At 69.9% G+C, this 24,005-nt stretch carries 21 protein-coding genes; 10 read left to right on the forward strand and 11 right to left on the reverse strand.

Annotated elements, in window-relative coordinates:
* Positions 1-83: 83 nt before the first annotated feature.
* The 4 genes from E0L17_RS03935 to E0L17_RS03950 form a co-directional block, all read right to left on the reverse strand.
* Positions 84-932: a PTS system mannose/fructose/sorbose family transporter subunit IID gene (locus E0L17_RS03935; protein WP_167929956.1), complete on the reverse strand. Its 849-nt coding sequence runs from the start codon at positions 930-932 to the stop codon at positions 84-86.
* Positions 932-1,801 carry a PTS mannose/fructose/sorbose/N-acetylgalactosamine transporter subunit IIC gene (locus E0L17_RS03940; protein ID WP_167929957.1) on the reverse strand — a complete coding sequence of 290 codons (870 nt, stop codon included), beginning with the start codon at positions 1,799-1,801 and terminating at the stop codon, positions 932-934. The genes E0L17_RS03935 and E0L17_RS03940 overlap by 1 nt, the downstream gene beginning before the upstream one ends.
* Positions 1,802-1,891: 90 nt before the next feature.
* Entirely contained in the window at positions 1,892-2,389 is a 498-nt protein-coding gene (locus E0L17_RS03945; protein WP_167929958.1) for a PTS sugar transporter subunit IIB, read from the reverse strand.
* A 46-nt stretch (positions 2,390-2,435) separates the two neighbouring features.
* Positions 2,436-2,867, reverse strand: a complete 432-nt coding sequence (locus E0L17_RS03950) for a PTS sugar transporter subunit IIA (protein WP_167929959.1) — start codon at positions 2,865-2,867, stop codon at positions 2,436-2,438.
* A gap of 266 nt (positions 2,868-3,133) precedes the next feature.
* Here E0L17_RS03950 and E0L17_RS03955 point away from each other — a divergent pair, with 266 nt between their 5' ends.
* A complete protein-coding gene (locus tag E0L17_RS03955) occupies positions 3,134-4,276 on the forward strand; it encodes an SLC13 family permease (protein ID WP_167929960.1) in 1,143 nt (380 codons plus the stop codon).
* 207 nt (positions 4,277-4,483) lie between these two features.
* On the opposite strand, the gene E0L17_RS03960 is transcribed toward E0L17_RS03955, so the two are convergent.
* The 4 genes from E0L17_RS03960 to E0L17_RS03975 all read right to left on the reverse strand — a co-directional run bounded on the left by E0L17_RS03960 (position 4,484) and on the right by E0L17_RS03975 (position 8,577).
* On the reverse strand, positions 4,484-5,497 hold the full coding sequence (locus E0L17_RS03960) for an alpha/beta hydrolase (RefSeq protein ID WP_167929961.1): 1,014 nt from the start codon (positions 5,495-5,497) through the stop codon (positions 4,484-4,486).
* 166 nt (positions 5,498-5,663) lie between these two features.
* Complete coding sequence (locus E0L17_RS03965; RefSeq protein WP_167929962.1) at positions 5,664-6,110, reverse strand: low molecular weight protein-tyrosine-phosphatase; 447 nt, start codon at positions 6,108-6,110, stop codon at positions 5,664-5,666.
* A gap of 17 nt (positions 6,111-6,127) precedes the next feature.
* The gene (locus E0L17_RS03970; protein ID WP_167929963.1) at positions 6,128-7,624 is read right to left on the reverse strand and encodes a D-alanyl-D-alanine carboxypeptidase family protein; all 1,497 of its coding nucleotides are present in this window, start codon (positions 7,622-7,624) and stop codon (positions 6,128-6,130) included.
* Between the two features lie 23 nt (positions 7,625-7,647).
* Entirely contained in the window at positions 7,648-8,577 is a 930-nt protein-coding gene (locus tag E0L17_RS03975) for an undecaprenyl-diphosphate phosphatase (RefSeq protein ID WP_167929964.1), read from the reverse strand.
* A gap of 186 nt (positions 8,578-8,763) precedes the next feature.
* On the opposite strand from E0L17_RS03975, the gene E0L17_RS03980 reads away from it, so the two are divergent.
* The gene (locus E0L17_RS03980; protein ID WP_075278767.1) at positions 8,764-9,228 is read left to right on the forward strand and encodes a universal stress protein; all 465 of its coding nucleotides are present in this window, start codon (positions 8,764-8,766) and stop codon (positions 9,226-9,228) included.
* A 233-nt stretch (positions 9,229-9,461) separates the two neighbouring features.
* Positions 9,462-10,595, forward strand: coding sequence for a coiled-coil domain-containing protein (locus E0L17_RS03985; protein WP_286163277.1), 1,134 nt, complete (start codon positions 9,462-9,464; stop codon positions 10,593-10,595).
* A gap of 129 nt (positions 10,596-10,724) precedes the next feature.
* Here E0L17_RS03985 and E0L17_RS03990 read toward each other — a convergent pair whose 3' ends face one another.
* The gene (locus E0L17_RS03990) at positions 10,725-11,648 is read right to left on the reverse strand and encodes a DMT family transporter (protein WP_353652944.1); all 924 of its coding nucleotides are present in this window, start codon (positions 11,646-11,648) and stop codon (positions 10,725-10,727) included.
* A 292-nt stretch (positions 11,649-11,940) separates the two neighbouring features.
* On the opposite strand from E0L17_RS03990, the gene E0L17_RS03995 reads away from it, so the two are divergent.
* The 7 genes from E0L17_RS03995 (at position 11,941) to E0L17_RS04025 (ending at position 22,159) form a co-directional block, all read left to right on the forward strand.
* A complete protein-coding gene (locus tag E0L17_RS03995) occupies positions 11,941-14,868 on the forward strand; it encodes an insulinase family protein (RefSeq protein ID WP_167929966.1) in 2,928 nt (975 codons plus the stop codon).
* Positions 14,869-14,873: 5 nt separating this feature from the next.
* Positions 14,874-16,382: an ATP-binding protein gene (locus E0L17_RS04000; RefSeq protein ID WP_167929967.1), complete on the forward strand. Its 1,509-nt coding sequence runs from the start codon at positions 14,874-14,876 to the stop codon at positions 16,380-16,382.
* Positions 16,375-17,085, forward strand: coding sequence for a response regulator (locus tag E0L17_RS04005; RefSeq protein WP_167929968.1), 711 nt, complete (start codon positions 16,375-16,377; stop codon positions 17,083-17,085). The genes E0L17_RS04000 and E0L17_RS04005 overlap by 8 nt, the downstream gene beginning before the upstream one ends.
* Before the next feature lie 189 nt (positions 17,086-17,274).
* Positions 17,275-20,112 carry a cation-translocating P-type ATPase gene (locus E0L17_RS04010; RefSeq protein WP_167929969.1) on the forward strand — a complete coding sequence of 946 codons (2,838 nt, stop codon included), beginning with the start codon at positions 17,275-17,277 and terminating at the stop codon, positions 20,110-20,112.
* Between the two features lie 4 nt (positions 20,113-20,116).
* On the forward strand, positions 20,117-20,770 hold the full coding sequence (locus tag E0L17_RS04015; RefSeq protein WP_167929970.1) for a potassium channel family protein: 654 nt from the start codon (positions 20,117-20,119) through the stop codon (positions 20,768-20,770).
* A gap of 9 nt (positions 20,771-20,779) precedes the next feature.
* Positions 20,780-21,439 carry a potassium channel family protein gene (locus tag E0L17_RS04020; RefSeq protein ID WP_167929971.1) on the forward strand — a complete coding sequence of 220 codons (660 nt, stop codon included), beginning with the start codon at positions 20,780-20,782 and terminating at the stop codon, positions 21,437-21,439.
* 108 nt (positions 21,440-21,547) lie between these two features.
* Complete coding sequence (locus E0L17_RS04025) at positions 21,548-22,159, forward strand: helix-turn-helix domain-containing protein (RefSeq protein WP_167929972.1); 612 nt, start codon at positions 21,548-21,550, stop codon at positions 22,157-22,159.
* 312 nt (positions 22,160-22,471) lie between these two features.
* Here E0L17_RS04025 and E0L17_RS04030 read toward each other — a convergent pair whose 3' ends face one another.
* The gene (locus E0L17_RS04030; protein ID WP_167929973.1) at positions 22,472-23,074 is read right to left on the reverse strand and encodes a nitroreductase family protein; all 603 of its coding nucleotides are present in this window, start codon (positions 23,072-23,074) and stop codon (positions 22,472-22,474) included.
* Positions 23,075-23,173: 99 nt separating this feature from the next.
* Positions 23,174-24,001 (reverse strand): Cof-type HAD-IIB family hydrolase, encoded by an 828-nt coding sequence (locus E0L17_RS04035; protein WP_353652945.1) that lies wholly within the window; start codon positions 23,999-24,001, stop codon positions 23,174-23,176.
* Between the last annotated feature and the right edge of the window lie 4 nt (positions 24,002-24,005).

The following is a 24,005-nucleotide window of genomic DNA, read 5'->3' on the forward strand; positions in this document are numbered from 1 at the left end:
AGAGACGCGCCCGGGCCGCAGGGGAGATTCCGCGGCCCGGGCTTTGAAGGAGGGTATCGAGCTTGCGTGCGGTCGCGCGGGCCTTACGCGGCCGTGGCAATCGTGGCGGCGCCGAAGAAGCCGACGCAGGCGCCGACGAAGGCGATGGCAAGCAGGATCAGCATCGTGATGATGGGGCTGACCTTCTTCTTGGCCATGAGCCACCAGCAGAACACGGTGAAGATCAGGGGCAGCAGCTTGGGATAGATGCCGTCGAACGTGCCCTGGAGCGTGCCGCCGCCGGGGAGCTGGAGCGCCGTGGAGATGGAGACCCACGTGGCCGCAACGGCGCCGATGACCATGGTGCCCACGAGGACGATGGCCTCGCGCAGGGCCGTCGCGTCGGGGCCGACGAGGGCCTCGACCGCGTCGCCGCCGAGCTTGTAGCCGCGGAAGTACGCGAAGCGCATGCCGAAGTAGGCGAGCAGGTTCCAGACCACGATGTAGAAGATCGGGCCGAGCGGGTTGCCGCCCTCGGCGAGGCCCATGGCGATGCCGAGCAGGATCGGGATGAGCGTGCCGACGATGAGGGAGTCGCCGATGCCGGCGAGCGGGCCCATGAGGCCGGCGCGGATGCCGTTGATGGTGTCGTCGTCGATGGGCTGGCCGTTGGCGCGGGCCTCCTCGAGGCCGACGGTCACGCCGACGATCATGGAGCCGATCTGGGGCTCGGTGTTGAAGAACGCGGAGTAGGTCTGGAGGGCCTGGGTCTGGTCGTCCTTGTTGTCGTAGAGATCCTCCACGATCGGCAGCATGGAGACCAGGTAGCCGAAGGTCTGCATGTGCTCCTGCGAGAAGCAGGTGAGGTTGCCGTAGTACCAGTTGTGGAAGGACTTGGTGAGGGCCTTCTTGGAGACCTTGCGGCCCTGGGCCGCGGTGGTGTTGTCAGCCATTAGATATCCTCCTCATCCTCGTCGTCGACGGAAGCGGTGATGGCGCCCGCGGTGCCCACCTTGTCGAGCCTGGACTCGATCTTGGAGAGCTCGAACTTGATGAGCGCGAAGAAGCAGGCGATGGCGGAGCAGGCGATGAGGTTGGCGCCCATGACCGCCGCGAGCGTGAAGCCGAAGAAGAACGGCAGGAAGTCAGTGGCCTTGGTGATGACCTGCTTGAGCAGGATGGCGATACCGACGCAGGGAAGCAGCGAGCCCACGGCGAAGAGGGTCTTCATGGGGATGCCGTCCATGGGGAGGCTGTTGAGCAGCGTGGTCACCATGTCGCCGCCGAAGTAGACGATCACGAAGGTGGGGATGAACGAGCAGATGATGTGGGAGATCCAGGGCAGGACCATGTCCACGAGATAGAGCTTGTGGGTGTCGCCCTTCTCGAGCCACTTCCAGCCCATGGCCTGCCAGGCGAGGTTGACCGTCGCGGTGCCGTAGAAGAGGATGGCGCCGAGGGTGCCGCAGGTGGCGCCGAGGGTCGTGGCGAGGGCCGCCGCGTCGGCACCGGAGGGGTCGGCGGCGAGCGCCGGGTTGCCCTTGATGGCGATCATGGCCAGCGGGATGCCGATGTAGCAGGCCGCGCGGACGTCAGCGGAGACGGTGCCGCCCGGGGTGACGAGGGCGATGTAGACGACCTGAATGGCCATGCCCACGATGATGCCGAGCGTGATGTCGCCCAGGATGATGCCGACCACCAGGCCGGCCACGAGCGGACGTCCGAGCGTGTAGTTGCCGATGGACGTGCCGCCGAGGCCGGGCATCGATGCCAGGCAGGCGAACAGTCCCAGCAGAGCCGCCTGGAACACGTTGATTTCCATATGAACCACCTTTCCCGTGCTATGCCCCTCTCGGGGCGATTGCTATTCTCGCGGCGGACCCCCGGACGGCCCGCCACGCAGTGCAACGAGCTAGAAGCCGAACTGCCCGCGGAACTTGTCCCAGGTGCCGATGCCCTTGTCGGGGATCAGGCGGAAGTCGACGGTGTAGCCTGCCTTGGAGATGCTCTCGAAGGCCTGCGCCTCCTCCTGCGTGATGGACTGGTTGTTGCCCAGCTTGGTGGTGCCGGGGCGATCGTTGCAGGGTCCCACGATGACGGTCTTGACGTCTCCCGGCACAAATCCGAAGTTCACGAGGATCTCGGCCATGTCGAGCGGGTTCTTGGTGATGAGGAAGTAGCGCGTCTTGCTGTCGAGGACGGTCTGGGCCTTCTCCTTGAAGTGCTCCATCGTCCAGACGAAGGTCTTCTTGTCGGGCGCGGCGCTCTTGTAGGCGCTCTTGAGCACCGGGTTGGACGCCGCGGCGTCGTTGACGGCGATGATGCCGTCGCAGGGGTACTCAACCGCCCAGCGCGTGACGGTCTGACCGTGGATCATGCGGTCGTCGATGCGAACGAACGAAACTGCCATGTTCTTCTCCTTCTCTCAGGCGACGGATGGCCCGCCGCGCCTCTCGCTAGAGTTCCTCGTCCTCGTCATCCCCGCCGAGGTCGAGCTCGACCTCGCGCATGGCCGCCAGGCCCTCGGAGAGCGCGGAGGCGCAAAGGTCGGTCGGGTCATCGGACTGGAGGTCAAAGGCCGCGGTGAGCGCCATCGGCAGGCTCACGCCGCCGAAGGCGCGCGTGTGGGCGAGAAGCCCGCGGCCGGCGAGCACGTTGAGGGCATTGGTGAGGGGGGACCCGCCGATGATGTCGCCCATGACGATGACCTCGTCGCCCTCGCCGATCGGCGCAACGACCTTCTCCAGCTCGGCGACGTACTCGTCTGCGCCCTCGCCGTCGCGCAGGCTGCAGCTCAGGATGTCCTCGCGCTTGCCCACCAGCATGTCGAGCACGCTGTGCAGCCCCGGCGCGAACGTCCCGTGGCTTACCAGAAGCAGATACCTCATAGCAGCTCCCTCTCTCCTCGATTTGACGTCCTAGGCGTCCTGCCTACGCCCTTTCGACGATTTTGATTGTCGTTATTAACTATTAAGGGGGCAATCAGATAGTTGTCAGCGGTAACTATCCGTCGGTTAACGGTAGCAACTATTCCTGAACGCAACTATTCCAGGGCGAAACTTCTTTGTCTCAGGGTGCGACGGGCGCCGCCGCCCCCGTCAGGCCACATCGCTTACACTATCTCGGGCATTTTCGAAAGAAGGAGCGTCACCCCATGTCACAGGTCTTGGAACTCGTACGCCGCGACCCGGTGCTCGCGGCGGCGGCCGTGCTCGCCGTCGCGTCCTGCGCGCTCGTGCCGCCCGATGCCGGCTACCTCGAGTACGTGGACTTCCGGACCCTCGGCCTGCTCTTCTGCCTCATGACCACGATGGCCGGCCTCTCCCGGGCCGGGGTCTTCCAGGCGGCGGGGCGGGCGCTCGTGGCGCGGCTGAGCTCGGGCACCGGCGTCGTGATGGGGCTCGTCCTTCTCCCCTTCCTCGCGAGCATGCTCGTCACCAACGACGTCTCCCTCATCGCCTTCGTGCCGTTTGGCCTGCTCGTCCTGCGCATGCTCGGGATTGCCGACGCCTCAGTCTTCACCGTGGTCATGATGACCATCGCGGCGAACCTCGGCAGCATGCTCACGCCGATCGGCAACCCGCAGAACCTCTACCTCTACTCCGCCTCCGGGATGGGCGTCGGCGAGTTCGTGGGCCTCATGCTCCCCTACGCGCTGCTCTCCGCCGTGCTGCTCGTCGCCTGCGTCCTCGCCTACGGCGCATATCGCCACGGCCTGCCCGTCAGGGGCGGCGACCACGCCCTCCCTGCGGCGCGGGAGCTCGCGGCGGGTCGCGTGCGCAGGCGCTCCGTCGCCCCGTGGGCGGCGCTCTTCGCGCTGAGCCTGCTCGCCGTCGCGCGCGTGCTCCCCGTGCCGGCGCTTCTCGCCATCGTGGTGGCCGTGACGCTGGTCGCCGACCGGGATGCCCTGCGCGAGGTCGACTACGGGCTGCTTCTCACCTTTGTTGCGTTCTTCGTCTTCGTGGGCAACGTCGGGCGCGTGGGCGCGGTGGACAGCCTGCTCTCGTCGCTCGTCTCCGGAAACGAGCTGATCGCCTCCGTCGCGGCGAGCCAGGTGGTCTCCAACGTCCCGGCGGCGCTCCTGCTCTCCGGCTTCAGCTCCGCCTGGCCCGCCCTCATCGTGGGCACCAACATCGGCGGCCTGGGCACGCTCATCGCGTCGATGGCGAGCCTCATCTCCTACAAGCAGGTCATCGCCGAGGGGGCGGGCACCGCGGGCGCGTACCTGCTGCGGTTCACGATCATGAACGTGGCGTTCCTCGCAGCGCTCGTGGGGCTGGCGCTCCTTCTCGGCTAAGCGCCCCGGCAATGGGGCCGGATATCCCATCGGCAGGACACCCTATTGGAGTTTGCACGAGCAAACGTGGCGAGAAAACCGGACTCTGAGGCAGCCAGTTCTGAGTTTCAGCAGGTCAGAGGGTACTCGAGTCCCACGACCCCCACGACTCAACCCGAGTTTGCACGAGCAAACGCGGCAGAGTCGCCCGCGGGGCCGCCGACGCAGCTACATCCAGCGCCCGAGGAACCCGAGTACGCAGCCCCAGTAGCGCTCCGGGTCGGCAAAGACCGCACAGCAGTGACCCGCTCCGGGGAAGAGCTCCAGCTGGTGGCCGTCGCCCGACGCGGCGAGCTCGCGGGCCATGTACGCGGGCACCACGCGGTCGGCCTCGCCGTGGATTATCAGGACCGGCACCCTCGTGCGGGCCAGGGCGTCCATCGGTCGCGCGAGCTGAAGATCATAGCCGCCACGCGCCCTCATGAGCCGACGCCGCGCCACGTCAACGAGCGGGTGAGCCGCGGCAGGCGGCGTGCCGAGCGAGCCCGTCTCCACGACGTTTTCCGCCGTGCGCCAGAAGTCCGTGTAGCCGGAGTCCTCCACGCAGGCTCTGACCTGCGGCGGCAGGTCCTTCTCGCCACAGGTCATGAGGCACGAGGCGGCACCCATCGAGATACCGGCGAGCGCGATGCGCGCGCCCTCCCCCGCACGGGAAACCACCCAGCGGCACCACGCCACGAGGTCGCGCCGGTCAAGCCAGCCCGCGCCCACCCAGTCGCCGCCCGACTCCCCGTGCGCGCGCAGGTCGACGAAGAGCAGGTTGAACCCAGCCTCGGCATAGCGACGCGCATAGGTGAGCCCGGTGCGCCAGTTGTCGTGGTAGCCGTGGACGAAGATGAGCCAGCGCGGCGAGTCCGGTCGGCACGCGAGGACATGGCCCGCGAGGCGCGTGCCGTCATCCGAGGCGGTCTCCACGCGCTCGAAGCCCCGAGGCTGCGCCTGCAGCCAGCGCCACGTGCGATCGGCCTCCTCGGCGCGGTCCCACTCGAGCACCTCGCCCTCATGGGCGCTCACGCCCGGGGACATCTCGCGCACGCGCGCGTCTCCCCCGCCGCCCAGGTATGGGCCCAGCTCCTCGTGGCCCGCATCGGGCTGATGGCCCAGGACGGCCGGCAGCAGCCTCGACACGAGCACCGAGGCGGCAAGGCCGCGCACCACGGACATGCCCCGACATCCCGCCATTGCGTCACCCTCCCGTCGCTTTCACGAGTCGCCGCACACCCCCTGCGGACGACTGCATCCCAACTCGTAGAATCGCAAGGTCGCATAACCTGACAAATTTGCGAGAAAACCGGCAAAAATGTCGGGTTATGCGGCATCAGGATTCCGCCTACGCGCCCCTCATCCCCTACAACGCGGCCAGCAGGGCCTCACAGCCCTCCAGGACGTCACGATACGTGGCGTCAAAGTCCCCGGTGTACCAGGGGTCTGCCACGTCACCGGGGCGAGAGGTCCAGTCGAGCAGGCGGCTCACCTTCCCGTCCGGGTCCCCGCCGAGGATGCGCGAGAGCCCCCAGGCGTTCTCCGCATCCATATAGACGATGTGGTCCCAGTCCGCGTACTCGTCACGCCGCACGCGACGGGCGCGATGCCGCCCCACGGGCACCCCCTCCGCGCGAAGCTTGGCCACCGTCCCGTGATGCGGGGGATTTCCCAGCTCCTCGGAGCTCGTCGCCGCCGAGTCGATGAGGAACTCCCCCTCGCGCCCGGCGCGACGGACAAGCTCCTCCATCACGAACTGCGCCATCGTGGAGCGGCAGATGTTGCCGTGGCAGACAAACAGAATGCGGGTCATTCGCCCTCCAGCCCCCGTCACTTGAAGTGCTTGCCGCCCTTCTTCTGGGCGACCTTCTCCGTCGGCGGCTTCAGCCGCTGCGGGCTCGGGGCCGCCGCCACCGCGCGGCGCTCGCCCACCGCGATGGTGAACTGCTCGTTGCGCCGGCGCCCCCTGCCCACTGCCGCCGCGACAAGGCCGATCACCACGAAGACCACCGTCACGACGCCCGCCACGATGCCCATGTGGACGGGGTCGGAGCTGACCCACCAGATGGCGTAGTCCACGAGCGAGAGCTCCATCGCGCTCTCCGCGGAGACGCGAACCGTCCCGAGCGCGCGACCGTCGAGCGAGATGGCGGCCTCCCCGAGCGAGTCCCCCTTCTCGATGGGGGCCTGGAACGCCCCCTCCCACGAGGGCTCGACGGTGAGGTCGGCGATCGTCGTCCCGCGCGGGAACGTGGTGACGATCGCGTCGTCCGAGCGCGCGCCCACCTCGTCGCCGTCGGAGGAGAGCGTCACCTCCGCGGAGGCAATCACGTCCCCCGCGGACACGACCTCGCCCGTCTCCCACGCGCCGAAGCCCCACTCGAGCAGCGAGCGCATGTCGTAGTAGTTGGGGGTCACGCCGTCGGCGTCCTCCTCGTCCGACCCGCCGAGGACGACGGCGGCCAGACGCATGCCGTCCTTCTCGGCGGCCACGATGAGGCACTTGCCGGCGTCATACGTGAAGCCCGTCTTGCCCGCCACGACGACGTCGCCCATGTAGACGGGGCTCTCGGGGTCGAGCAGCAGGTCCGTGGTCGTGATCGTGCGCGCCGGGTTCTCCCCCGTCGCGGGCATCTCCCAGGTGGTGCTCCCCGCGATCTCCTGGAACGCGGGGTAGGCCATCACGGCCTCGAAGATGGTCACGAGGTCGCGCGCGGTGGTGTAGTGGTTGTCCTCGGCCAGGCCGCACGGGTCCGAGAAGTGCGTCGAGGTGCAGCCGAGCGACGCCGCCTTCTCGTTCATCATCCCCACGAAGGTCTGCCAGTCGCCGCCCACCGCGCGGGCGAGCACGTACGCGGCGTCGTTGCCGGACGGCAGGAGGAGCCCCGCGAGAAGGTCGCGCACCGTGAGGACGTCCCCCGCCTTGAGCCCCGCCGTCGTGCTCTCGGCGGTCACGTGCTCGAAGTCGCCCTCCTCGACGGTCACCACGTCGTCGAGGCTCGCGTTCTCGAGCACCACGAGGGCAGTGAGGATCTTGGTGATCGACGCCGGGGTGCGCTGCTCGTCGGCCCCCTGCTCAAAGAGCACGTAGCCGGTGTCGCGGTCCACGAGCAGCGCCACCGGGGACGAGAGCGCGGGCGGCTCGTCGGCCGAGTAGGCCGGCGTCTCGGCGGCCGGGGCCTCGGCGGCGGGGGCCTCGGCGGCCGGGGCCTCCTCGACCACGGCGACGGGCTCGGCGTCGTCCTGCGCCCACGCGACGCGGGGCGCGCCCGCGGCGGCCAGCGCGAGCGCCAGTGCCAGCGCCGAGGCGAGCGTCCTTCTCGCCATGCGGTCCTCCCTCACGCCGCCCCCTATCCCACGAGCGCGAACCATGCGATCACGGCCGCGCCGAGCACGATGCGATACCAGCCGAAGGGCTTGAAGTCGTGCCGGCGCACGAAGCCCATGAGGAAGCGGATGACCGCGATGGAGACCACGAAGGCCACGGCGCAGCCCACGCCGAGCACGGCCGCCTCCGTGCCGGAGAACATGTTGCCGGCGAGGAAGTACTTCACGAGGCGCAGCGCGCTCGCTCCGATCATCACGGGGATGGCGAGGAAGAACGTGAACTCCGCCACCGCGGTGCGCGAGCAGCCGAGCAGGAGGCCGCCGATGATCGTGGAGCCGGAGCGCGAGGTGCCGGGCACAATCGAGAGCACCTGGAAGAGGCCGATGCCGATGGCGGTCTTCCAGTCGATGTCGTCGACGGTCTGGATGCGCGCCTCGGCGTCCGCGAGGGCAGACGTGCCGGCGCCCTCGGGCAGCTCGGGCTCGGCGAAGTGCCTGCCGCCGCGCGGGCCTCGCGTGGCGAGCTCGGAGGCGCGGCGCTCGCGCACGGTCTCGATCACGATGAACGCGACGCCGTAGACGATGAGCGCCGCGGCGATCACGAAGGGGCTCCCGAGGTTGGCCTCCATCCAGTCGTCGATGGGGATGCCGATGGCGGCCGCCGGAACGCACGCCACGACCGTCTTGGCCCAGAGCGTCCAGGTGGCGCGGCGCTCGAGGGCGTCCTTCTTCCGAGAGAACGGGTTCAGCTTCCCGAAAAAGACCACGCAGACGGCAAGGATGGCGCCGAGCTGGATGACCACGAGGAACATGTTCCAGAAGTCCTCGGAGACATCCAGCGTGAGGAACTGGTTGAGCAGCAGCATGTGACCGGTCGAGGAGATGGGCAGCCACTCGGTCACGCCCTCCACGAAGCCGAAGACCGCCGCCTTGACGAGCTCGATAAGATCCACGGTTTAACCTTCCCACTCGATTTGGACCGGACCTATTTTCGCCCGAGGGCGCCCGGAGGGGCGGGGCAACGCGGCCGCCACCGAAAAACTACGCCGTTTGGCGAGAAGAACCTCACGCCTGCGGAACAACGGGCATAAGAGAGGCAACCCGCAGCACAGAGCCCGCGGAAGAGGAAAGGAGCCACCATGGCCGACACCGCAGCCCAAACCTATGAAGACCTCGGCTACGACAGGATCTTCGTCTCCCTGGACGGCTCCGACCAGCAGGACAAGGTGCTCGACCGCGCCATCCTGCTCGCGGCGAACGACAACGCGGAGCTCTACATCGGCCACGTCATCGACTCGACGGCGCTCGAGGCCGCCGGAACCTTCCCGGTGGACGTCGTGCCCTCGCTCGAGAAGGCGTTCCGCGAGTCCATCGACGCCAAGGTGCGCGCCGCCGAGGCCAACCCGAGCATCAAGAAGGTCGAGGTCATCGTCCGCGCCGGCAGGATCCGCGAGACCATCAAGGACGAGATGCTCGACGTCATCAACCCCGACCTCGTGATCTGCGGGGCGCGCGGCCTCTCCTCGATCAAGTACGCGATCCTCGGCTCCATCTCCACCTTCCTCACGCGCAACACCGAGTGCGACACCCTCGTCATCAAGTAGTCACGCCGCCGCGTCCGCACCCCCCGGGCGCGGCGCGCCCACGAGCCTCCCTCGCCCCGCAGGCCCCCGACCTGCGGGGCGAGCCATGTCACGGGGTGCCGCGCGACGGCGCGACGGCCCAAACCCTCAACCAAGTGATGAAGGTTCGGTGATACGCGGTGCCAGACCGTAAAATGAGAACGTTGTGATAGTGAAGCCCGCCGCGCGGGACCCTACTGAGGGGGTTTCTGCCCTTGTCGTCCGAGACACGCACCCGACAGCACGTCCGCACCGCCCTCGTCGCCGGCGCGCTGAGCGCCGCCCTCGCCATCCCGCTCGCCGCCTGGCCCGCCGTGGCCCGCGCCGACGCGACCAGCGAGCTCCAGAGCGTCCAGCAGCAGATCCAGGAGGGCAACCAGGCCTACGACGAGGCCACGGCGCGCGTCGAGGAGCTCCGGGCCCAGATCGGCGAGAACGAGGCCCGCGTCGCGGAGCTCGAGGCCGAGCTGCCCGCGCAGCAGGAGCGCGCGGAGGACTCCCTGCGCGCCCTCTACAAGATGCAGCAGGGCTCCGGCAGCCTGATCGACCTGCTGCTCTCCGCGGACGACTTCTACCAGCTGCTCTCCACCATCCAGTACCTCGACGTCATCCAGTCCAACAACAACGACGCCATCGAGGAGCTCCAGGCTTCCATGAAGGAGCTCGACCAGGCGCGCTTCTCGCTCAACTCCCAGATGGAGGAGGCCGAGCAGGAGCAGCAGCGCGCCGAGGAGGCGCTCGAGCAGGCCAACGCCGCCCGCGCCGAGCTCGAGGCTGAGATCGCCGCGCAGGCCGCCGCCGAGGAGGCCCAGCGCCGCGCCGCGATCGAGGCCGCGCAGCGCGCCGCCGCGGAGGCCGCCGCGCAGGCCGCGGCAGCCGCCGATGCCGAGGGCGAGCAGGACGTGACCTTCACCACCGAGTCCGGCACCCAGGCGCCCGTCGAGGTGCCCTCCTCCCCCGACGCGGGCAACGTCGACTGGAGCAGCGACAAGGCCTCCTTCGTCGCCGAGTGGTCCGCCCGCATCGATGCCTACCTCGCGGGCTCCCCGCTCGCCGGCCAGGGCACGACCTTCGCCGAGGCCGCCTGGGAGTACGGCGTCGACCCGCGCTTCTCGCCCGCCATCTCGATGATCGAGAGCACCCAGGGCCGCTACTGCTTCCTCCCCCACAACGCCTGGGGCTGGGGCAGCTCGAGCTGGAACAGCTGGGAGGAGGCCATCTGGGACCACGTGGCCGGCCTCGCCGCGGGCTACGGCGGCCAGCTCACCTATGCCGGAGCGCAGAAGTACTGCCCGCCCAACGCCGACTACTGGTACGCGGGCGTCCTCGCCAACATGGAGCGGATCTAGCGACCCGCCCGTTCTTCTCGCCACACGCGGAACGGCTCAGCATGCCCCCGCGCACGGAACCCGCCCCTCGGGCCTCGAATCCGTGCGCGGGGGTATGCTCGTCAACATGAACGAGGCGCGGGGGGCCCGCTAGGCCGTGAGGTACACCATCGCGATGATGAGGCCAAAGCCCACGATCTCCGCAGGCGAGAAGGACGTGCCCAGCCACGCGACCGTGGCCACCGTCGCCGTGACCGGCTCGATGGTCCCGAGCAGGCTCGCGCGCATGGATCCGGCGTCGTGCACCCCCTGCAGGTAGAGGGCATACGCCCCGAAGGTCCCCACCACGACGCAGCCCACGAGCACCGCCACAGCGAGCGCGTCGAGCTCGGGCATGTGCTCCCAGGGCCGGTAGGCCACGGAGAGGATGAGCCCCGAGGCGAGAAAAGCGAGCCCGTTGACCGTGAAGTTCCCCCACCGCGCCATCGGGCGCGCCGGCAGGATGGAGAGGCACGCCGCCGCCCCCGCGCAGGCGAGCCCCCAGAAGAGCCCCTCGGGCGGCAGGCTCAGCGACCCGGGGTTGCCGCCCGTCGCCACGAGATAGGTCCCCACCAGGGCAAGGACCACCCCGAACGCCTCGCGGCGGCGGGGCCGGCGGCGCGTGCTCACGCACACGAACGCGAGCACGAGCACCATGCCCAGGCTCTGCATGATCGTGGCGGTGGCGGAGTTGGTCCAGTCGATGGCCTCGAGGTAGGCCACCTGCGAGAAGAGGATGGCCCCCAGGCTCACGCCCAGGATGGCGGCGAGGTCGCGCGGGTGGCGCCACACGCCCGCGAGCTGCTCCCGCCCGCGGGAGGTGGCGGCCGCGGCCGCGAGGAAGAGCCAGCACGCGGAGAGCTCGCGCACGCAGACGAGCCAGAGCGGGTCGATGGCGTAGGCGTCCATGAGCCACTTGGAGACGGTGCCGTTGAGGCCCCAGAAGGTCCCTCCCACGAGCGTCGCCACGATGCCGCGGCGCACGCGGCGGCGGCGCTCGAGGTCTCTCTCAGACAGCTGGTTCTTCTCGGCCACGTGCCCTCCCCTGCTCGTTACGGCCCGCGATAGCCTACCATCTTCCGGGCCTTTCCCGCCCATCAAATCTCTCCGCGGATTTCTGGCACTTTCAAGGGTCTCAGAGGGCCCCAAAGTGCCAGAAATCCGCGGAGAGATTTGATGCGCGCCGCTGGCGTCAGGTTTGCCTGGCACGCGCCGCTGGCGTCAGGTTTGTTTGGCACGCCGCTATCGGTGTGCCAAACAAACCTGACGCCAGCGGCGCGGCCTCCTGCGCTATGCTCAGCTGAGAGAAAACGACAAGGGAGGAACCATGAGCGAGAAGGACTTTCTCGCGGCGGACCCCGCGCTCGCCGTCGGCACGCGTCACGCGGGGTTCACCGTCACCGGCGTCGAGCGCCTGCCCGAGATCTCCGGCCACGCCTACCTCATGCGCCACGACGCCACCGGCGCGCGGGCGCTCTGGCTTGCCTGCGCGGACGTGAACCGCGCCTTTGCCATCGGCTTCAGGACGCCCCCGGCCGACGACACGGGCGTCTTCCACATCATCGAGCACTCGGTGCTCTGCGGGTCGGACCGCTACCCGGTCAAGGAGCCCTTCGTCAACCTGCTCAAGACGAGCATGCAGACCTTCCTCAACGCCATGACCTTCCCCGACAAGACGGTCTACCCCGTGGCCTCCACCAACGTGGCGGACCTCGAGAACCTCATGGGCGTCTACCTGGACGCGGTGCTGCACCCGGCCATCTACCGGCGCCCGCGGATCTTCGAGCAGGAGGGCTGGCACCTCGAGGTGGCTGACGACGGCTCGCTCAACTACAACGGCGTGGTGTTCAACGAGATGAAGGGTGCGCTCTCCGACCCCGACGATGCCCTCTATCAGGCCGTCGGCCGCGCGCTCTTCCCCGACACCTGCTACGGGCACGAGTCCGGCGGCAACCCGCGCGCCATCCCGTCGCTCACCTACGAGGCCTTCCTCGACGCTCACGCGCGCCACTACTCCCTGCCCAACAGCTACACGGTGCTCTACGGCGACCTCGACATCGACCGCGAGCTCGCCTTCATCGACGAGCGCTTCCGCGGGGCCGCGCGGCGCGGGGCCGGCGCGCCCAACCCGCTCGAGCTCCAGGCGCCGGTGCGCGCCGAGCGCACGACCCTCGAGATGGCGACCGCCCCCTCCAACTCCTCGGTCGGGCTCGCCTACGTCGTGGGCACCGCGGCGGAGCGCACGCGCGTCCTCGGAGCGGACATCCTGCTCGACGCGCTCTGCGGCTCCAACGAGGCGCCGCTCAAGCGCCGGGTGCTCGACGCCGGGCTCGCCGACGACTTCTCCGCCATCCTCGTGGACGGCGTGCTCCAGCCGCACGCGCTCCTCATCCTGCGGGGCCTGCGCGAGGGCGCGGGCGAGAGGTTCCGCGCGCTCGTGGAGGAGACGTGCGCCGAGCTCGCCGAGGGCGGCATCCCGCGCGACAAGCTCGAGGCCTCGCTCGCCCAGGCGGAGTTCAACCTGCGCGAGGGCGACTTCGGGGGCTACCCCGACGGAGTGGCGCTCTCCATAGCCGCGCTCTCCGGCTGGCTCTACGACGACGATCGCGCCCTCGACTACCTGCGCTACGAGGACGCACTCGCCGAGCTCAAGCGCGGGCTCGACGAGGGCTACTTCGAGCGGCTCCTGCGCGAGCTCGTCTGCGAGAGCGGGCACGCCGCCGAGGTCGAGCTCGTCCCGGTTGAGGAGGGCGACGACGCGGAGGAGGCCGCGGAGCTCGCGCGCCTGCGCGCGGGGATGGGCGAGAAGGACCTGGAGGCCGTGCGCGCGGAGGTCGCGGCGCTGCGCGCCGAGCAGGGGGCGCCGGACGCGCCCGAGGCGCTCGCCACGCTCCCGCAGCTCACGCCCGCCGACATCGAGCCGCCCGCGCCCGAGCCCGCCCCGCTCGAGGTGGAGGCGCCCCTGCCCTGCGTGGCACACGAGCTGGACACCCACGGCATCGACTACGTCTACCACTACTTTGACCTGCGCCGCCTTCCCCTGGAGGAACTCTCCTGGGCGGGCGTGCTCACCGACCTCCTGGGCCGGCTCGACACGGCACGCCACACGGCCTCCGACCTCGACACCCTCGTTGAGACGAACCTCGGGAGCCTCGACTTCTTCTGCGAGACCGCCACGCGCGACGACGACCTCTCCTTCGCCGCCCCGCGCCTCGTGGTGGGCGCCTCGGCGCTCTCCGAGAAGGTGGGGTCGCTCGCCACGCTCCCCTCGGAGGTCTGGGGCGAGACGAGCTTCGAGGACCTCGGGCGCATCCGAGACATCCTCACGCAGCGCAAGGTGTCCCTCGAGCAGTACTTCGTGGGCTCGGGGCACGCGGCGGCGAGCCAGCGCGCCAACACGTACTTCTCGGCGGCCGCCGTGGCGTCGAGCCGGATGGGCGGCCTGGACTACTACCTCTTCCTGCGCGACCTCCTCGCGCGCTGGGACGAGCTCTCGCCCGAGCTCCCGGGGCGCCTCTCGGCGCTTGCGGCGCGCGTCTTCACCGCCGACGAGGTGACCGTGAGCTTCACGGGCTCCGCCGACGACCGCGCGCGCTTCTGGGGGGCGGGCGGGACGCTCGGCCTCGCCCGCGCGGGCGAGGTGGCGCACGCCCTTGCGATCCCGACTCCCGAGCCGAGAAACGAGGGCTTCGTCATCCCGTCGCCCGTATGCTACGTGGCCCGGGCGTCCGGGCGCTCCGCCGCGGACGCCGGAGCCCCGGGCAAGTGGGCCGTCGCCGCGCGCGCCCTCTCCTACGACTACCTCTGGAACGAGGTCCGCGTGAAGGGCGGGGCCTACGGCTGCGGGTTCAAGCGCTCGACGGAGGGCCTCACGCTCTTCTGGTCGTTCCGCGACCCGTCCGTGGACGCCACGCTCGCCCGCTACGACGACGCCGCCGCATGGCTCGCCGGCTGGGAGCCGACCCCCGAGGAGCTGGACGGCTACGTGGTGGCCACCGTCGCGGCGCACGACGCCCCCCTGAAGCCGCGCCAGCTCGCGCGGCGCCAGGACGCGGCGCGCTTCGACGAGCGCCCGGCAGGCTGGCGCGACGCCGTGCGCGAGCAGGAGCTCTCGGCCACGGCCGAGGGCCTGCGCGGGCTCGCCGCCGCCCTCGCGGACGAGGGCGCGCCGCACGGCGTCTGCGTCTTCGGCGGGCGCGAGGCCCTCGAGGCGAGCGGGCTCGACCTCCAGATCACCGAGCTCGTGAGCGAGTGATCCCGGTGCTGCGGAGGGACGGCCCCCTCGCGTCGCTCCTCGTGACCGCGGGCCTGCTCGCGGGCGCCACGCTACTCGGGGCGGCGTGGCGCGCGGCGGGCCTCCAGGAGGCCACGGTCGTGGTGACCTACGTGCTCGCCGTCATCGGCGTGGCGCTCGCCACGCCAGGCGGGCCGTGGTGCCTCGCCGCCTCCGCGCTGTCCGTCCTCGCCTTCAACTTCTTCTTCGCCGCGCCGACGCTCTCCCTCGCGGCGCTCGACCCCGCCATGCCCGGGACCTTCGCGGTGATGTTCGTCGTGGCGCTCGTGGCGGGGCACCTCGCCGCCCGCCTGCGCCTCCAGGCCCGCGCGGCAGAGGCGGCCCGCGAGCGCACCCAGGCCCTGCTCGACCTCTCCCAGCGCCTCCAGGACTGCACCGCGGGGGCGGACGTCATCGCCGCCCTGGCCGCGGCCGCCACGGGGACGCTGGGCCGCTCGCTCGCCTGGTACCCGACCGCCGGCGACGGGCGCGGGCTCGGCGAGCCCACGTTCTTCTCGGCAGACGGCTCGTCGGTCGTGGAGGAGGGCACGGTCGCGCTGCGCGCGCTCGCAAACGGCGCCCCCGCCGGGTCCGGGACGCCGGCCTTTGGCTCGGCATCCGGGCTCTACCAGCCCGTCGGCCCCGCGACGTGCCCGCACGGCGTGGCGGGGGTCGTCCCCGCAGCCGGCCTCTCGGCGGAGGAGCGCGACCTCTGGGGCTCCGTCTGCGGGCTCGTGGCCCTTGCGCTCGACCGCGTGGACGCCCTCGAGCAGCGCGAGGAGGAGGCGGTGCGCGCCCGCGACCAGAGGACCCGAGCCGACCTCCTGCGCTCCATCTCGCACGACCTGCGCACGCCGCTCACCTCGATCGCAGGCACCGCGGACGTCCTTCTTGAGGCGGGGCCGTCGCTCGACGACGCGGCGCGCGGCCGCCTGCTCGCCGGGATCCGGGACGACGCCCGCTGGCTGCGCGACACCGTGGAGAACCTCCTCACGGTCACGCGCCTCGAGGAGGGAGGGGTGCGCCCGCTCGCGGACGTGGAGCTCGTGGACGACCTCGTCGAGGAGGCCCTGCGACACGCCGCGGCCGACCCCGCGCACCCCGTGCGCTTCGAGCCGCCTGAGGGGCCCCTGCTCGTGCGCGCCGACCCGTCGCTCGTGGTGCAGGCGCTCGTGAACCTGGTCAACAACGCCGTGGCCCACACGCCGGCCGGCTGCGCCGTCACGGTCTTCGCCGCGCGCTCGGGCGCGAGCGTCGAGCTCTGCGTGGCGGACGACGGCCCGGGCATCCCGGATTCCGAGAAGGACCTCATCTTCGAGGCCTTCCACAGCGGCTCGGGCACGCTGCCCGACGGCACCCGCAGCGCGGGCCTCGGCCTCTCCGTCTGCCGGGCCGTCGCGCGGGCCCACGGGGGCGGCATCTGCGTCCGCGACCGGAGGCCCCACGGCTCCGTCTTCGTCCTCTCCCTTCCCGCCGAGGAGGTTCCCGATGTCTGACGCCCCACGCGAATCCGCGCTCGTGCTCGTCGTGGAGGACGACCCCGCGATCGCAAACCTCGTCCGCACCGCGCTCGAGTCGCACGGGGCCCAGGTGGCCGTGGCCGGGACTGCGCAGGAGGCCATCTCATGCGCGGCCGAGCTCTCGCCCCGGGTCATCCTGCTCGACCTGGGCCTCCCGGACGCGGACGGCATCGAGGTCGTCAGGCGGGTGCGCACCTGGTCCCAGGGCCTCCCGATCATCGTGGTCTCCGCGCGCGCGGAGGACGCGGACAAGATCGGCGCCCTCGACGCCGGTGCGGACGACTACCTCGTGAAGCCCTTCTCGGTGGGCGAGCTTCTCGCCCGCGTGCGGGTGGCGCTTCGCCGCGCGAGCCACGAGCCCGGCCCGCCCGAGTCGCCCACCTTCGAGAACGGCGGGCTCACGATCGACTACGCGGCCGGGATCGCCCGCGCGAGCGGGGAGGAGCTCCGCCTCACGGCCATGGAGTACCGGCTGCTCGTCCTTCTCTCCAGAAACGCCGACAAGGTCCTCACCCACCAGTACCTGCTCGAGCACGCCTGGGGCGAGGGGCAGGTGGGGGACCTCGCGTCGCTTCGCGTGCTCATGGCGTCCCTGCGCAAGAAGCTCGCCCGCACCGGGGCGGACGGCCTCATCCAGACCCACGTGGGCGTGGGCTATCGCCTGCTCCGCTCCTCCTGACGGCCCGTCGTCTCCGTCAGGCCGCCCCACCTGCGGCGTTAATGCGGTCTTTATTCCGTTGCACCCTCTCTTAACAGGGTCTTTATGCTTGTGGCGTGACATTTTGACCGTATGCCCGCCCGTCGCGGGCAGCCCGCGCGCGCTGACCTACCCTAGCCGCGTACGACAGCAGCGAGTAGGGAGGGCGCGATGATGGCCAACGGTCAGACGCAGCCCGTCGCCGTGCAGAGGCTCACGGCGGACAGGGTCTTCTCGGCGCTGGGGACCTCCGCGGCGGGGCTCACGCAGGCCGACGCCGAGGCCCGTCAGGCAAGGCAGGGCAAGAACCTCATCCAGACCGAGAGGAGGAAGTCCCCGGTCCTGGCGTTTCTCTCCAACTTCACCCACCTCATGGCATGCCTTCTGTGGGCGGCGGGAATCATCGCCTTCGTGGCGGGGCTGCCGGAGCTGGGCGTGGCCGTGTGGATGGTGAACCTCATCAACGGGTGCTTCAGCTTCTGGCAGGAGTACCGCGCCGGAAAGGCGACGGACGCCCTCAAGAAGATGCTCCCCTCCTACGCCACCGTCATCCGCGACGGTCGGGAGCAGAAGATCCTCGCCGAGGACCTCGTGCCCGGCGACGTGATGGTGCTCGCGGAGGGCGACAAGATCTCCGCCGACGCCCGCGTGGTGCGCGCGAGCGACCTGCAGGTCAACCAGTCCACGCTCACCGGCGAGTCCAACCCCGTGCGCAAGACGGCGGACGCCGTGCTCGAGGAGGACCTCACGCAGGCGGAGACGCCCAACCTCGTGTTCGCGGGGACCTCGGTCTCGGAGGGCAACGGGCGCGTCGTGGTCACGCGCATCGGCATGGACACGGAGTTCGGAAAGATAGCGCACCTCACGCAGAACATGGAGGAGGCCGAGAGCCCGCTGCAGCGGCAGCTCAACCGCACGACCAAGCAGATCACGGTCTTCGCGGCCTGCATGGGCGTGGGCTTTTTCGCCCTCGACCAGCTCTTCGTGGGAAGCGAGTTCGCGGCGGCCTTCATCTTCTCCCTCGGCATGGTCGTGGCCTTCATCCCCGAGGGGCTCCTTCCCACGGTGACGCTCTCGCTCGCCATGGCCGTCCAGCGCATGAGCAAGAGAAACGCCCTCGTGAAGAAGCTCAACTCCGTGGAGACGCTCGGCTCGTGCTCGGTCATCTGCACGGATAAGACGGGCACGCTCACGCAGAACGAGATGACGGTGAGGCGCCTTTGGGCCGTGACGGCCGAGTACGAGGTCACGGGCGTGGGCTATGGGCCCGAGGGGGAGGTGCGCGTGGCGGGTCACCGCATGCAGGCCGCCTACGACGACGACCTGCGCCTGCTCGTGACCGGCGGGGCGCTCTGCTCCAACGCGCGCCTGCTCCCGCCCGAGGAGGAGGGCGGGCGCTACACCGTGCTCGGTGACCCCACCGAGGCGTGCCTGCTCGTGGCCGCCCAGAAGGCGGGCGTGGACCCCGCCGAGCAGGAGCGGGCATGGCCGCGCGTGCGCGAGCTTCCCTTCGAGAGCCGCCGCAAGCGCATGACAACGATCCACCAGCTGCCCGAGCCGCTCGACGGCGCACGACGCGTGGCCTTCGTCAAGGGCGCCCCGAACGAGATCTTGCGCCTCTCGACCCGCTGCCGCGCCTACGAGCAGACCGTCCCCATGACCGACGAGCTGCGCGAGAAGATCGCGGCGGCCAACGACTCCTACGCCGCCGAGGGCCTGCGCGTCCTTGCCGTGGCCTATCGTCCGCTGCGCGCCGACGACGAGACGCTGCCGCGCTCGGTGAGCGCCTACGAGCCGGACAACATCGAGCGCGACCTCGTCTTCGTGGGCCTCGAGGTCATGCAGGACCCGCCGCGCCCCGAGGTCGCCGACGCCGTGGAGCAGTGCCGGCGCGCCGGCATCCGCGTCATCATGATCACCGGCGACTACGGCCTCACCGCCGTCTCCATCGCGCGCAAGATCGGCATCGTGCGCGGCGAGCGGCCGCGGGTCCTCTCGGGCGTGGAGCTCGAGCGCATCAGCGACGACGAGCTCAAGGAGGCCCTCTCCGGCGAGGTGGTCTTCGCCCGCATGGCGCCCGAGCAGAAGCTCCGCGTGGTCGAGAACCTCCAGCAGATGGGCGAGATCGTGGCCGTCACGGGCGACGGCGTGAACGACTCCCCCGCCCTCAAGAAGGCCGACATCGGCGTGGCCATGGGCGTCACGGGCACCGACGTGGCCAAGGAGGCTGCCGACATGGTCCTTACCGACGACAACTTCGCCTCGATCGTCCACGCCATCGAGGAGGGCCGCGCGGTCTACGCCAACATCCGCAAGTTCATGCTCTACATCCTGAACTCCAACATGCCCGAGGCCGTGCCCTCGGCCGTCTACCTGCTCTCCGGCGGCGCGGTGCCGCTGCCGCTCACCACGATGCAGATCCTCACCATCGACCTCGGCACGGACATGCTGCCGGCCCTGGGCCTGGGGTGCGAGGCTCCGGAGGCCGACGTCATGGACCGCCCGCCGCGCGACCCCAAGGAGCCCCTGCTCACGGGCAAGCTCATGCGCAAGGCCTTCCTCTGGTACGGGCTCATGGGCGGCGTGGTCTCCATGGCGGCCTACCTCTTCGCGCAGCTGGAGGCAGGGTGGGCGCCGGGAGCCGAGATGTTCGGCGTGGGCGCCGACCTCGACCCCGTCTACGTGCGCGCGACGACCATGTGCCTCGCGGCGATCGTGTTCGCCCAGATCGGCCAGGTCCTGAACTGCCGCACCGAGACCGCCTCGGTCTTCTCGCGAGGGCTCTTCTCCAACCGTCACATCAACGTCGGCATCGTCTTCGAGGTCTGCCTTATCGTGTTCATAACGCTCTTCCCGCCCTTCCAGGCGGTGTTCCACACGAGCCCGCTCGGGGCCTGGGACTACGCGTTCCTCTGCTGCCTGCCGCCGCTCGTGCTCGCGATCGAGGAGGCCAGGAAGGCCCTGTTCCGTCACGTCAAGCGGCGCCGCGAGGGCGCCGAGGGGAGGTAGTGCCATGAACGTCATCGTAGTGGGCGCGGGCCACATGGGACGCGGGCTCGCGGAGCGCCTGAGCCGCCAGGGGCACGGCGTCACCGTCATAGACCGCGACGCCGAGGAGCTCGACGAGCTCGACGAGGGCTTTGCCGGCAGGCGCGTGGTCGGCGTGGGGTTTGACCGGAAGGTCCTCGCCGAGGCGGGGGTGGAGCGCGCGAGCGCCGTCATCGCCTGCACCTCGTCCGACGAGGCCAACGTCGTCATCGCGCGCATCGCCCGCGGGACGTACCGCGTGCCGCGCGTGATCGCCCGGCTCTATGACATCAGCAAGGCCGAGACGTACCGCCGCCTGGGCATCCAGACCATCTCCACCACCGACTGGGGCATCCGCCACGCCTGCGAGCTCATCACCTACCAGGAGATGGACACGGTGCTGGAGATCGGGTCGGGGGACGTCCAGCTCGTGCGCAGCGACGTCCCGGCCCTTCTCGAGGGGCGCCCCGTGCGCGAGGTCACGGCCATCGGCGAGGTCGAGGTCGTGGCGGTGTCACGCAACAACGAGACCTTCATCCCCACCCTGGGGACCGTCCTTGAGCACGGGGACGTCATCTACGCGGCCGTGGCGTCGAGCGCCTCGGCGAAGTTCCGCTACATGCTCGGCACGAGCGCGTAAGGAGGGGCCATGGACATCATCATCGTTGGCGGCGGGAAGACCGGAACCCATCTCGCGGCGCTGCTCGCCGAGGACGGCTACCGCATCCGCATCATCGAGTCCCGCAAGGGGCTCGTGCCCCGCCTGCGCGACCAGTTCGGCGAGCGCGACGTCATCCTCGGCAACGGCGCCGACCCGCTCACCCTCGAGCGCGCCGGCATCCTCCACGCGGACGTCGTGGTGGCGGCGACGGGCTCTGACGAGGTCAATCTCGTGGTCTCCACCCTCGCCAAGATGGAGTACAACGTGAGCCGCGTGGTGGCGCGCGTGAACGACCCGGCCAACGCCTGGATGTTCAACGAGTCCATGGGCGTCGACGTGGGCATCAACCAGGCGGACATCCTCGCGCGCTCCGTACAGGAGGGGCTCGACCTGAAAGACGTCTTCACGATCCTGCGCCTTGGCAAGGACGGCCACGCCGTCGTGCGCGTGGAGGTGCGGCCTGGCTCGCGCGTCGTGGGCGAGGCGCTGCGCGACGTCAAGCTGCCCGGCCAGACCATCCTCGTTGCCATCGACCGCGAGGGCGACATCATCGTCCCCAAGGGGGGCACCCGCTTCGCCGCGGGCGACAAGATCATCGCCTTCACCGACGCCGAGGGGCGCTCGCGCCTCCACCGCGCCTTCGCCTAGGGAACATCCCAGAGGCGCGTTTTCGCCGGCAGGCGGCCTGCACAAGACTTTTGGCGGCGGAATACGGCCCCCTCTCCTACGCTTGAGGCCGAGGAGAGGGGGCTTGCCGTGGACATCTCCAACCAGATTAGACGCCATCGAACGGAGCGCGGCCTCTCGCAGGAGGAGCTTGCGCGGAGGCTCTACGTCTCGCGCAACACGATCTCGAACTGGGAGTGCGGGAGAACCTACCCCGACGCCCAGAGCCTCATGCTCATGAGCGCCCTCTTCGACGTCTCGATAGACTCCCTCGTGAAGGGCGACCTCCCCGAGATGCGCGAGATGGTCGAGTCCTGGGAGGCCCGCGCGATGCTGGCCCTCGAGTGGGTGGTGTGGGTCGGCGTCGGGCTCCTCATCCTGGTGATGGTCGTTGGCTCGAGGCTCTGGGGGCCCATCGTCCTTCTCGCCACGCTGCCCTTTGCCCTGCTTCTCACCATGGTCGACGCCGCGCTCGAGTCCTGGCAGGAGGAGCATGACATCTATGCGTATCGCGAGGCTCTCGACCTCGCGCGCGGAAAGGACCCCGGGCGCGGCAGGCGCGGAGCTTGGACGAGGTTCGTCGCGGCCTTTCGCGCGCTTGGCCCCTGGGTCAGGATGCTTCTCCTCTGGGGCTTCTTCCGGGGTGCTAGCGAGCTGGCCATGCCCCTCGTCCTGGGCATCCTGGACGCGCTGGGAATCTAGCCTCGGAGCGGCCCTCCGCCAAAACCTTGCGAAAGCATAAGGCGCGCGCAACCTTGCGCGATGGCACCCCGTCGACCGGCGCCGGACAATGGTCCCAGCAAACCGGAGAAAGGGGTCCTCGATGATCCAGCAGCTCTACGTCCTTCTCGCCACGCTCGCCACCCTGGTCGTACTGGGGCCCATCGCGCTCTGGCCCGTTCTCGAGGAGCGCCTGGACGGAGCCAGGTAGCGGAGCCCAGGTCGCATAACCCGACATTTTTGGCTAAATCTCGCCGATTTTGTCAGGTTATGCGACCCTGTCGGCACGGCCCTCTAGACGAGCAGGTCCTCCAGCCGCAGCTTGGGCACGCAGTGGGTACCGTCGGGCTCGCGCCAGTAGGCGAGGCCGTGCTCGGTGTCCGGGCCCTCGAGCAGGACCTTCTCGCCGCGTCCGCCCACGGCCAGCACGAGGGCGGGCACGAGCTCCTCCGGCAGCGCGAGCTCCTCGGCGAGGCCCGCGTCGAAGCTGCGGATCATGCAGCAGCCGAGGCCCCGCGCACAGGCGGCGAGCGCCATCGTCTGCGCCGCGATGCCCACGTCGATGAGGCGGACAGGATTGTCCGCAAGCTGGGCGGGAAGGCAGATGATCACGTAGCCGTGCGGGCGCTCCCCCGGGGCGGGCCCGTCCCAGTCCCGATAGAGCGCCGCCCAGCGCAGGTGGCCGAACACGGCGTCGCACGCGTCGCGCTCCCCGACCACGCGGAAGCGCAGCGCCTGCATGTTGTTGCCGCACGGGGCGAGGCGCGCCGCGTCGACGAGCCCCTCGAGCACCGTCTTGCCCACCTGGCGGTCGCTGAAGCGCCGATAGGTCCGCGACGCCGCCACGAGGTCCCTGAACTCCATCCCGTTCATCCAGCTCCCCTCTCTGTCCGTCATTTTGGGACGTGTTTTTTCTTGCAGCAAATTTGGGACAGGTTTCCGCGCTCCCGCCAAGACCTGTCCCGTTTTCTCTGAGAGAGAAAACACGTCCCCTTTTTACAGAAGGCCGAGGCGGGCGCAGGCGTTCCAGATGCCGTCGTCGTCGACGTGGTCGGTCACGTACGTCGCGGCGGCGAGCGCCTCGTCGTTGCCGTTGCCCATGGCCACGGACGTCCCCACGGCGCGGAACATGTCCACGTCGTTGCCGCCGTCGCCGAAGGCCACGCACTCCTCGGGCGCAAGCCCCAGCTCCTCCATCACGATCCGCACGCCCACGTCCTTGCCGCCGGAGTCCGGCATGACGTCGGCAAAGACGTCCGACCAGCGCGTGGCCTTGCAGTGGCGCGTCTGGTCGAGAAGGACGCGCTCCTCGCCGGGGTCGACGAAGAGGTTCAGCTGGTAGACGTCGTTCCTGAGGGCCTGCTCGACGTCGCCCGCCTCGTAGTGGTTGTGCGTGAGCTCGGTCATCTCCCGCAGGCGGTCGTCCTCGGCGTGCGCGTACATGCGGCCGCGCTCCATGAAGAGGCAGTTGTAGAGGCCGGCCTGCGTCTGGCGCACCGCCGTCTCCACGTCGCGCGGGTCGAGCGGGTTGGAGTGCACCGTGCGCCCGCCCACCTCGACGAGCTGGCCGTTGAAGGTCACGAACGCCTTGAAGTCGGCGAGATCGACCTTGTCGAGCAGGTAGTGCGTGCGCCCCGTGGCCAGGATCGGCATGACGCCCGCCTCGGCGAGCCGACGGATGGCCTCGCGCGTGGAGGCGGGCTCGGCGTCCTGCGAGAGGCTGAGCATCGTGCCGTCCACGTCGAAGAAGGCGGCACGGATCGGGGCCGGCGTAGCCCAAGAACCGCGTGCGGCGGGCGTGGGGCCGAGGCTCTTCTCGCCCACGCGC

The sequence above is a fragment of the Olsenella sp. SW781 genome (genome assembly GCF_012027725.1).
Taxonomy (GTDB): Bacteria; Actinomycetota; Coriobacteriia; order Coriobacteriales; family Atopobiaceae; genus Thermophilibacter.

Coding starts and splice junctions, on each gene's coding strand:
- E0L17_RS04015 (WP_167929970.1), top strand. CDS start 20,117: ATGAACGTCATCGTAGTGGGCGCGGGCCACATGGGACGCGGGCTCGCG.
- E0L17_RS03940 (WP_167929957.1), bottom strand. CDS start 1,801: ATGGAAATCAACGTGTTCCAGGCGGCTCTGCTGGGACTGTTCGCCTGC.
- E0L17_RS03970 (WP_167929963.1), bottom strand. CDS start 7,624: ATGGCGAGAAGGACGCTCGCCTCGGCGCTGGCACTGGCGCTCGCGCTG.
- E0L17_RS03935 (WP_167929956.1), bottom strand. CDS start 932: ATGGCTGACAACACCACCGCGGCCCAGGGCCGCAAGGTCTCCAAGAAG.
- E0L17_RS03955 (WP_167929960.1), top strand. CDS start 3,134: ATGTCACAGGTCTTGGAACTCGTACGCCGCGACCCGGTGCTCGCGGCG.
- E0L17_RS04030 (WP_167929973.1), bottom strand. CDS start 23,074: ATGACGGACAGAGAGGGGAGCTGGATGAACGGGATGGAGTTCAGGGAC.
- E0L17_RS03950 (WP_167929959.1), bottom strand. CDS start 2,867: ATGAGGTATCTGCTTCTGGTAAGCCACGGGACGTTCGCGCCGGGGCTG.
- E0L17_RS03960 (WP_167929961.1), bottom strand. CDS start 5,497: ATGGCGGGATGTCGGGGCATGTCCGTGGTGCGCGGCCTTGCCGCCTCG.
- E0L17_RS03995 (WP_167929966.1), top strand. CDS start 11,941: ATGAGCGAGAAGGACTTTCTCGCGGCGGACCCCGCGCTCGCCGTCGGC.
- E0L17_RS04010 (WP_167929969.1), top strand. CDS start 17,275: ATGATGGCCAACGGTCAGACGCAGCCCGTCGCCGTGCAGAGGCTCACG.
- E0L17_RS04020 (WP_167929971.1), top strand. CDS start 20,780: ATGGACATCATCATCGTTGGCGGCGGGAAGACCGGAACCCATCTCGCG.
- E0L17_RS04005 (WP_167929968.1), top strand. CDS start 16,375: ATGTCTGACGCCCCACGCGAATCCGCGCTCGTGCTCGTCGTGGAGGAC.
- E0L17_RS03945 (WP_167929958.1), bottom strand. CDS start 2,389: ATGGCAGTTTCGTTCGTTCGCATCGACGACCGCATGATCCACGGTCAG.
- E0L17_RS03980 (WP_075278767.1), top strand. CDS start 8,764: ATGGCCGACACCGCAGCCCAAACCTATGAAGACCTCGGCTACGACAGG.
- E0L17_RS03965 (WP_167929962.1), bottom strand. CDS start 6,110: ATGACCCGCATTCTGTTTGTCTGCCACGGCAACATCTGCCGCTCCACG.